This is a genomic window from Pseudomonas yamanorum, from assembly GCF_013386765.1.
In the GTDB taxonomy this organism is placed as follows: Bacteria; Pseudomonadota; Gammaproteobacteria; order Pseudomonadales; family Pseudomonadaceae; genus Aquipseudomonas; species Aquipseudomonas yamanorum_A.
This window is the reverse complement of the sequence record NZ_JACARE010000036.1, coordinates 1-8,756: the sequence shown is the minus strand read 5'-3', so window position 1 is coordinate 8,756 and position 8,756 is coordinate 1. Positions and strand designations below refer to the sequence as shown.

At 62.7% G+C, this 8,756-nt stretch carries 8 protein-coding genes; 3 read left to right on the top strand and 5 right to left on the bottom strand.

All coding sequences use genetic code 11. The features are described 5' to 3' along the window. Positions 1 to 20: 20 nt before the first annotated feature. Together dapA and HX875_RS25000 are read right to left on the bottom strand one after the other, a co-directional pair. Positions 21 to 884, bottom strand: a complete 864-nt coding sequence (dapA, locus tag HX875_RS25005) for a 4-hydroxy-tetrahydrodipicolinate synthase (RefSeq protein WP_177046694.1) — start codon at positions 882 to 884, stop codon at positions 21 to 23. A 283-nt stretch (positions 885 to 1,167) separates the two neighbouring features. Then, positions 1,168 to 2,154, bottom strand: a complete 987-nt coding sequence (locus HX875_RS25000; protein ID WP_177046692.1) for an alpha/beta hydrolase — start codon at positions 2,152 to 2,154, stop codon at positions 1,168 to 1,170. A 105-nt stretch (positions 2,155 to 2,259) separates the two neighbouring features. Here HX875_RS25000 and HX875_RS24995 point away from each other — a divergent pair, with 105 nt between their 5' ends. Next, complete coding sequence (locus tag HX875_RS24995) at positions 2,260 to 2,733, top strand: VOC family protein (protein WP_177046690.1); 474 nt, start codon at positions 2,260 to 2,262, stop codon at positions 2,731 to 2,733. A 15-nt stretch (positions 2,734 to 2,748) separates the two neighbouring features. Here the strand turns inward: HX875_RS24995 and HX875_RS24990 are convergent, their stop codons facing one another. The 3 genes from HX875_RS24990 to HX875_RS24980 form a co-directional block, all read right to left on the bottom strand. Beyond that, positions 2,749 to 3,906, bottom strand: a complete 1,158-nt coding sequence (locus HX875_RS24990) for a GGDEF domain-containing protein (protein WP_177046688.1) — start codon at positions 3,904 to 3,906, stop codon at positions 2,749 to 2,751. A gap of 69 nt (positions 3,907 to 3,975) precedes the next feature. After that, complete coding sequence (locus HX875_RS24985) at positions 3,976 to 4,596, bottom strand: LysE family translocator (RefSeq protein WP_177046686.1); 621 nt, start codon at positions 4,594 to 4,596, stop codon at positions 3,976 to 3,978. A gap of 112 nt (positions 4,597 to 4,708) precedes the next feature. Continuing rightward, positions 4,709 to 6,379, bottom strand: coding sequence for a M24 family metallopeptidase (locus HX875_RS24980; RefSeq protein ID WP_177046684.1), 1,671 nt, complete (start codon positions 6,377 to 6,379; stop codon positions 4,709 to 4,711). Positions 6,380 to 6,456: 77 nt separating this feature from the next. On the opposite strand from HX875_RS24980, the gene pdxR reads away from it, so the two are divergent. Together pdxR and HX875_RS24970 are read left to right on the top strand one after the other, a co-directional pair. After that, positions 6,457 to 7,947 (top strand): MocR-like pyridoxine biosynthesis transcription factor PdxR, encoded by a 1,491-nt coding sequence (gene pdxR, locus HX875_RS24975; protein ID WP_177046675.1) that lies wholly within the window; start codon positions 6,457 to 6,459, stop codon positions 7,945 to 7,947. A gap of 306 nt (positions 7,948 to 8,253) precedes the next feature. Then, positions 8,254 to 8,580, top strand: coding sequence for a DUF6124 family protein (locus HX875_RS24970; protein ID WP_177046673.1), 327 nt, complete (start codon positions 8,254 to 8,256; stop codon positions 8,578 to 8,580). The last annotated feature ends 176 nt before the right edge of the window (positions 8,581 to 8,756 follow it).

The following is an 8,756-nucleotide window of genomic DNA, read 5'->3' as shown; positions in this document are numbered from 1 at the left end:
GCAAGCTCCCTCGCCACAGGTTATTCGAGCGTGGCCAAGACTTGCTGCAATTGATTCACCACCGTCTCACTCGCCGCCAGCATCGGCGCTCGCAACTCACTGCCGATCAAACCCTCCAACGCCAGCGCGGCCTTCACCGGCGCCGGATTGGGTTCCACAAACATCGTGTGAATCAACGGCAGTAACCCGAAAAACGTCTCGCGCGCCTCGGCCAAGCGGTTATCCCGAACCTGCCGATGCAGCCTCACAAACGCCTCGGTCCGCACATGCGCCGACGCGGCAATCGCCCCCGTCGCTCCCAGGCACAGCGCATTGAATATCTGCACATCCTCGCCACACAGCACATCCACATTCCCGCTGGCCAGCAGCGCCAGGGTATTGGCCAGGTTGCCGCCGCAATCCTTGATCGCGACGATCCGCTCATGGGCGACGATGTTCAGCAGCGTCGCCTGCTCGAAGGCAATCCCGGTGCGATAAGGAATGTCATACAGGATAATCGGCACACTGGACGCATCGGCCACGGTGCGGAAGAACGCTTCAAGGCCGGCCTGGGACGGGCGGATATAGCTCGGCGGCGGCACCAGCAAACCGGCCACCGGGCGCTTTAGGATCTCGGCCTGGAACTGCAGCAGCTCGATCTGGTTATACCCCGCCAGGCCCATCACCACCTGCTGCGGTGGCACCAGCTCCAGCACGGCATCCAGCATCGCCAGTTGCTCATGGCGGCTCAGTGCCGCGGCCTCGCCGGTGGTGGTGCAGACCATGATTCCGGCCACGCCCTTTTCCAGCAGATGGCAGACCAGGCGGCGCAGGCCGATGAAGTCGATGGCGCCGTTATGGAACGGTGTCACGACGGGAACCCAGATACCTTGAAACGATGACATGCGCTTTCTCCTGATGGTTGACCGATTGAGTCACCGTCAGAAGGGCAGAGGGAGGTAAGCAAGAGGAGGGGGCCTTCGCGCTCAATGTCCTGTCAGCTCATCTGACGGGACAGCGCGCCCCGGTCACATGAGCGACTGTTTCTTCGATTTGAGGGCGTGCGCAACGCAACCTTGCGCCTTGGCAATCAAGCCAATGACGGAAAAGTTGAAGGTCGTTGCAGACATTGAGGACACACCCTGAAGAAGACGCTCATCTTTATGGATTATTACAGGGTGTGTCAACTCACCGATATAAGTCGCGTTTCAGCCAGTGGCGCACAAAACGCACTACTTCTGCCGACAGCTCGGCATCTTCCGGGGCGCCCATGAAGCCGCCGTGGGGCATGGCTTCAAAAATGTGCAGCTCCACCGGCACCTCGGCCCGTCGCAGCGCACGGTGCAGGCGCACGGCGTTGGACAGGAACAGGTCCCGGGTACCGCTTTGCACCAGCGTCGGCGGGAAGCCCAGCGCGAAATCCCCGAACAGGGGCGACAGGTACGGGTGAGACAGATCCGCGCCGGCGGCGTACAGCAGGTTGACGCTCATCAGCGGGTTGGGCAGCACCAGGTCGACAGTGCGGTTGACCTGGAAGCTGTCGCCCGACTCGGTCAGGTCCATTTCCGGCGACAGCAACACCAGCGCGGCCGGCAGCGGCAAGCCTTCGTCGCGGGCGCGCAGCACCAGGGCGGCGGCGAGGTTGCCGCCGGCCGAGCGCCCGCCGATCACGATCTTGTCCGGGGTGTGGAGCGTGAGCACGTGGCGGTAGGTGGCCATGCAGTCATCCAGTGCCGCCGGGTACGGATGGTCCGGTGGCATGCGGTAGTCCACGCCGTAGCAGGTCATGCCGTGCAGGTCGGCGTGTTTGCCGGCAGCAAGGCGCGCGTTTTCGCCGCCGCCAAATACCAGGGCGCCGCCGTGCAGGTCGATATAGGCGAACTCGGCGCCATCGGTGGGCGTCGCCCGGTACACGGTGGCGTCTTCCACGGTGATGGTCTCGACGCGGGCACGCAGGTTGGCCGCCTGACCCACCTGAGCCGCTGCGTACTGCTGGGCAACCGCGGCTTGCATGCGGCGCCAGCCTTCGTGGTCGTCGGCGGCGGGCATGGCGTACAGGCTGTTCACCGGCACGCCATCGGCGTTCACCAGGCGTTGCAAAGTCGCCTGGGCCTCGGGGCTGATGGACTGTGGAACCGGGAGGGTTCGCGGGTCGATCCTTACACCGTTACTCATTATCTGCACCGTCGGGGTTAAAGCGGGAGGGGGTCGAGACGCGAGCGCATTCTTGTCGGTACCGGTACTACACTGCAAGTCCAACCTCCCATCAGGGGAATCGTCATGATGAGCAAAAACACGATTTGTGTTTGGTACGACGGCACTGCACTGGACGCTGCGAACTTCTACGCCAAGACCTTCCCCGACAGCGCCGTGACGGCGGTGCATCACGCGCCCGGGGATTATCAGGCGGGCAAGCAGGGCGACGTGCTGACGGTGGAATTCACGGTTATGGGCATCCCGTGCCTCGGCCTGAACGGCGGCTCCGGCGTGCAACACAGCGAGGCCTTCTCGTTCCAGGTGGCCACCGATGACCAGGCGGAAACCGACCGCCTCTGGCACGCGATTGTCAGTCATGGCGGCCAGGAAAACGTCTGCGGCTGGTGCCAGGACAAATGGGGCGTGCGGTGGCAGATCACCCCGCGCGTGCTGACGACGGCGATCACCAATCCGGACCGGGCAGCGGCCAAACGGGCCTTTGACGCGATGATGGGGATGACCAAAATTGATATTGCTGTGATTGAAGCGACGCAGTGAAAGTGGCCGGTGCAATCAATCGGTCACTGTCCGGTCAACCAGGCGAATACTGTTACGCCCGCCACGCTTGGACTCATACAGCGCCGCATCGCCTTGCTCGATCAGCGCAGCCAGGCTGGCGGGCGGCGTGTCGAACAGGCTGGCGCCGATGCTCAGGGTGACCGCTACGGGTGTGATGAATGCCTGTGAGGCGGCTTGGTAAAACTGCTCACGCAGGGCGGCGCCCAGCTCGATGATTCGCTCGTTCGAGGTGTTTTTAAGCAGGATCACGAACTCGTCGCCGCCCAACCTCGCCGCCAACGCGCCCTCGGGCACCTGTGCGCGAATCATCTCGCTCAACGCCACCAGCAGGCGGTCGCCTGCGGTATGGCCGTACAGATCGTTGACCAGTTTGAAATTGTCGATATCGATCAGCAGCAAGGCGCCTGGCCGGGCGGGTGAGACCTCGTTCAAGAGGCCCGGCGCCCGCAGTTCCAGGGCGCGGCGGTTGTACAGGGCGGTCAATGGATCCCGGGCGGCCAGGCGTGCAATCTGCTCCTCGCGTCGGTAACGCTCGGTGCCGGTCATCGACAGTGCAATCAGCATGATCGCCATCGCACCCTCAACCAGCGACACCTGAATGATCTCGCCACGAAACGCCGTCAGGTCGATCAACGTACCAGGCACGACCGCCGACAACGCCTTGGCCAGATAGAACACCCCGTGGGCCAGCAGCACATAACGCAATTGCACCGCACCGACACTCAGCGACCGGCCGTGGGGGCGCAGCAGGAAACTGGCCCGCAGGGTCGGCACCGCCACCAGTAGCGAGTTGGCCAGCAGCATGGTTTTGGACCACAACTGGCCTTCCGGCAACAGCAGCATCGCAAACCAGGCCACGAAGATCAGGTACCAGGCGCGAGACAGGCGTACCTGGGTGAAACGTGCGACGCCCAGCAGGAACAGCCAGTGGGCGGTGACCAGCAACCCGTTGGCAAACCAGATGCCGATCAATACCAGCCCGCTGGCCCGCAGCAAGGCCAGGGTGCTGCCCACGCTGATGATGGCGAAACCGGCAGTCCAGTACAGCAGCGAAGGCTCGCGGACATTGCGCCACTCGACCGCCAGGTACAACGCGGCGGCGCCGGCGAGGGCGATGGTGAGGACCAGAATGGTAATGGGGTCGAGCGCCATGGACGGACTGGCCTGCCTGAATTGCGGTGAGAGCGCGATTGTATGCGTTTAGGCCGGTTTTCGCAGTGCTCAGGCCCGGCGCGCCATCAGCAAAACCGTCGCCGCAGCCGACAACAACCCCGCGCAGCAGCGGTTGAAAATCCGCTTGCCCCGAGGCTGCGCAAACCAGCGGCGCATATGCAGGCCCATATAGGCGTAGGCGCTGATGGCGATCCATTCCAGGGCCAGGAACATCGCGCCCAGCAACGCGAATTGCGGGGTGATCGGCTGTGCCGGGTCGACGAACTGCGGCAGGAAGGCGGTGAAAATCAGGATCGCCTTGGGGTTGCCCGCCGCCACCAGGAACTCCTGCCGCGCCAACGCCCACAAGCCCGCCTTGGCGGCAGTCGACTCAGCCTCTGCCTGCGGATTGGCCCGCCACAGTTGATACGCCAGGTAAAACAGATACGCCGCCCCGACGATCTTGATCCCGTAGAACAGCAGCTCCGAAGTCTGCAGCACCACCGCCAAACCTGCGGAGGCGAGGGCGATCATCCCGGCGAAAGCCAACAAGCGCCCGACGCCCGCCAGGCACGAGGTGCGGTAGCCGTAGCGGGTGGAGTTGCTTACGGACAGCAGGTTGTTCGGGCCGGGCGCCATGTTCAGGGCGAAGCAGGCCGGGAGGAAGAGGGTGAGGGTGGCGAGATCCATGTGAATTCCGGTATCGACTGGGGCTGAGGAATTCACGAGGATAGGATATGGGCGGACCCTATAACAACATGGATGGGAGGGAGCGCCAGACAGGACCGACGCGCCTTCCCGACTAACCCCGCTTGGCCTCCCCAATCAGGATATCCTCGAAAAACGCCCCGATCGGCAGCGTCGGATGGCACAACTGTATCTCCAGCACCCAAACCATCTCGCTCGGTACGATCTCCACTTCCGCCAACTTGTCCTGCCCGAACAGCGCATGGGGGAAGTCGGCGATGCGGTGTCCTGCCAGGTTGCGCTCCAGGCGCCAGCCTTTGGCGAAGGCACTGTGCTCGGCGAAGTCATACAGCTGGCGTCCGGTCAGGCCGCGGTGCCAGGCGTCGCGGGTTTCGTCGAACACCTGATGCAATGCTGTCACGCAGGCCTCATGCAGTGGGTGCCCGCCGAAAACGAAGGTGTCGCCATAATCGCCTTCATAGCCATCCCACACCGGGCCAAGGTCGACCACGGCGATATCGGTGGCCCGCAGTTCGCGGAGCAGGTCGACGCCCTGGCGCGGGGTACGGACGGTGTCGTCGCCAAAACGTATATAGGTGGGGTGCCAGGTGTGAGACGCGCCCATGTCCTGCAATGTCTGGCTGGCCATGTGCAGGGCTTGCGCGGTGGTCATGCCGACTTCCAATTGATCGGCGATGGCGGCCAGGGCCCTTACCGTTTGCTCGCGGGCAGCCAGCATGCCGTCCAGTGAGTAGCGCGGGCCGACTTTTTCCAGCACCGGGTCCAGCGTCTTGAGCGACTCCGCTTGCGGCAAGGCACCGCTGGGGACGAAGGCCTCGGCGACAAAACGATGGGGCTGCGCACCCGCTGCCAGACAGGTTTCGCGCACCTGGCTGATCATCGCGCCATTGCCGCAGGCGTAGATCTGGCTATCGCTCCAATGGTGGGGCTGTGCCAGGGCGACGTGCTGCACACGGGCCTCTGCCGACTGGACGCGGTGCCAGTGAAAACGTGGATGAGCCTGGCTGGCCTGCTCCAGAAACTCAGCGTCGTAGAAGTCCGTCGGGGCTGAGTTACCCCAGTACAAGGTGACCTCGGCATCGCGGGCCAGGGCCGTCAGCAACAAGGGCTTGATCCCGGCATAACCGGTGCCGGTGGCGAACAGCACGACCGGGCGCTCATCTTCGTGTTGCCAGGTGCAGGCGCCCACGGGGCCTTCCAGTTGCACCGCATCACCCACTTGCAGGGCCGGCAGGACGCCTTCGGAAAACCGGCCGCCGCTGACCTGGCGAATATGAAACACCAAGCGGCCTTGGTCCTGTGCGGGCAGATTGGCCACGGAGAAACAGCGGCTGTCCCCATCCTCCAGGCGAAACCTGAGGTACTGACCGGGCCGCACTTCCAGTGGTTGGGCCGTCTGCAACACCAGCTCGACGATATCGGCGCTCAGGGCGCGCTTGCCGATTACCTGGGCGGTGACTTCCAGCGCTGGCGTGTCCAATGACCAGCCGGGAATCTCCAGGCGCAGGTCGCTGCAGGCATGGCTCTGGCACAGCAACATCTCGTCAGCCGCCAGCGGATAGGATGGCGCCGGGGCGTCTGGCGCGAGCAGTTTTTGCCGATACTCACCCGACACCACCTTGACCTTGCACGACCCGCAGGCGCCGCGCCGGCAGGAAAAAGGCACGGCGAGACCGCTGGCCAACATGGCGTCGAGCAGCAAGTGATCGGCGGCTTCGAAGGATTTGCCCGAGGGCAGCAGTTCAACGACATGACGGTTTTGCATAAACACCTCGGGGCAATTGAGCCTCGATTATTGCGTTAGACTAGGACCATAAGAACCTCCAGTTTTGGATACTTCACATGGTCCAGCTCCGCAAATGGCGTCCTCTACTCAAGCTCGATGGCGCGCAGCCGCAGGCATCCTATAGAAAGATCATTGAAGGCCTGGTGAGCGCGATTGCCGAGGGCCGGCTGCGCCCCGGCACGCTGTTGCCCGGGACCCGGGAGATGGCACAACTGCTGGACGTCAATCGCAAGACGGTGATCCTTGCCTACGAGGAGGGCGTAACCAAAGGCTGGCTGGTCAGCATCCAACGTCGCGGTACTTTCGTCAGTACGCAACTGGCGCAAGGCACGGTAGCGGCTCCCCGCGCGGCAAAGTCGTTTGCCCTGGCGCTGCGGGAAACGCCGGCTGCTGCCTATTTCACCCCGGGCGAGCAAGTGATCGCGCTGCAACAGCGGCCGGGTGCGCTGTTTTTCGACAATGGCGCCTGTGACCATCGCTTGCTGCCCCAAGCCGTGCTGCATCGCTACTACCGCAACGCCTTGCGCAACAGCTTTACCACCAACACCGTGCGACATGGCAGCGAGAGCAGCAGCCACTACCTGCGCAACGCCCTGGCTGAAATGCTGCGCCACAATCGCGGCCTGACGGTCGACGCGCAGCAGATCTGCCTGACCCAAGGCGTGCAGATGTCGCTGTACCTGACGGCCAGCGTGCTGATCAAGCCCGGTGATGTGGTGGTGGTCGAACGCTTGAGTTACCCGCCTGCCTGGGAGATCTTCCGCCAGTTGGGCGCGCAACTGGTCACCGTCGACCTGGACGACGAAGGTTGCCGGGTCGATCAGCTCGCCGAACTGTGCCGGGTGCACAACGTGCGCATGATGTATGTCACGCCCCATCACCAGTTTCCTACCACCGTCAGCCTGCGTGCGGGGCGTCGCCAGCAACTCCTGGAACTGGCCCGGCTGCATGACTTCTGCATCATCGAGGAAGATTACGATCACGAGTACCACTTTGCCGGACGCCCCTATCTGCCCCTGGCCAGCGACAGCGCGCAGCGCCACGTGATCTACATCGGCTCGCTGTCCAAGTCCCTGGGCAGCACCTTCCGTTGCAGCTACATCGTTGCACCGTCGAATGTCATCGAAGTGCTCGAGCGCAAGGCGGCGGTCAGCCTGGGGCAGGGCGATGCGGTGATGCAGCGGATGCTCGCGGACTTGATCAACGATGGTGAGCTGAAGAAGCACCTGCGTCGGGTTTCCAAAGAGTACCGTCGGCGCCGGGAAACGCTGCTTGGTTGCCTGCTGGAGGCGTTTGGCGAGCAGATAGCCGTGCAGGAACCGGAGGGCGGGCTGGCGTTGTGGGTAAGGTTTGCCGACTCAATCGACGTCGATCAACTGACTGAAAAAGCGCTGGAGCTGGACCTGGTGGTGCGTGGCGGTCGGCTGTTTTCGCCGTTTGACCAACCTGAGAATGCGCTGCGTTTGGGGTTTGCCTCGCTCAACCAAGAGGAAATCCGTATGGCTGTGCAGCGCTTGGCTCAGGCAGCGTGGGCGTTGAGGCGGTGAGCACGGCACCTTGCTCCATTGCCTACAGTTGCGTCAGAATCCGCCGGCTTGTGCGCTTGGGGATGGGTCTCTAAGGTTGCTCGGTCGCTGAAACCTCAGTGATCGGGTTTAGTAGCCCGAAGTATTCTTGGCATGTGCATGAGCATCATCTGTCAGACGTCTTCGTCTGTGCTTAATGGTGGCTGTGTGCAGGGCGCCTTCGGGCGCGCCGGTTTTGTCTGGAATATCCGGTCTACTAACCTGCACACAGCTGCCACCTCTCGTTTAGTAGCGAAAAGGTGGCGGCCAAAATGGAGCATCCAGACAATGTTCAAAGTAACGCCGAATCCTCCGGGAACTCCCGACCCAAAACTCCACCAGGCCGCCCAGCGCGCCTTGGATCACTACCTCAATCCCTCCGCCAAAACCGCTCCGCCATCGGCAGCACTGTTCAGTGTGGCTGCAGATGCCAGCAGTGAAAGCCTGATTACCAACAGCTATGAAACCTTCTCCTCGGTCAGCGCGTTGCTGCTTGATCTGTCGGAGGCGTTGAGCGGAAAAGATCGTGATGTGGCGTTGGCTATTCATCAGCTCAGCGAGTTGGGGGTGCTGTTGATGGGCAGGCTGATGGATCGGGAGCTGCCTTGTAGCTGACGCCGGAGGAGGTCCGGGTTGTTCAGCCAGCTCAATTGATTAGTCGCTGGGGCGTTGAAGGTCTCTACAGCGCTTCAGCGACATGAGTGCCGGGTTGCTAACTTCAGATGAGTGAGTCGTCGTTGGCGCCGCGATTAATGGCTGCATTCGGCACAGAGTGTGTAAAAACGCGCTGA

Coding starts and splice junctions, on each gene's coding strand:
- pdxR (WP_177046675.1), top strand. CDS start 6,457: ATGGTCCAGCTCCGCAAATGGCGTCCTCTACTCAAGCTCGATGGCGCG.
- HX875_RS24980 (WP_177046684.1), bottom strand. CDS start 6,379: ATGCAAAACCGTCATGTCGTTGAACTGCTGCCCTCGGGCAAATCCTTC.
- HX875_RS25000 (WP_177046692.1), bottom strand. CDS start 2,154: ATGAGTAACGGTGTAAGGATCGACCCGCGAACCCTCCCGGTTCCACAG.
- HX875_RS24985 (WP_177046686.1), bottom strand. CDS start 4,596: ATGGATCTCGCCACCCTCACCCTCTTCCTCCCGGCCTGCTTCGCCCTG.
- HX875_RS24990 (WP_177046688.1), bottom strand. CDS start 3,906: ATGGCGCTCGACCCCATTACCATTCTGGTCCTCACCATCGCCCTCGCC.
- HX875_RS24995 (WP_177046690.1), top strand. CDS start 2,260: ATGATGAGCAAAAACACGATTTGTGTTTGGTACGACGGCACTGCACTG.
- HX875_RS24970 (WP_177046673.1), top strand. CDS start 8,254: ATGTTCAAAGTAACGCCGAATCCTCCGGGAACTCCCGACCCAAAACTC.
- dapA (WP_177046694.1), bottom strand. CDS start 884: ATGTCATCGTTTCAAGGTATCTGGGTTCCCGTCGTGACACCGTTCCAT.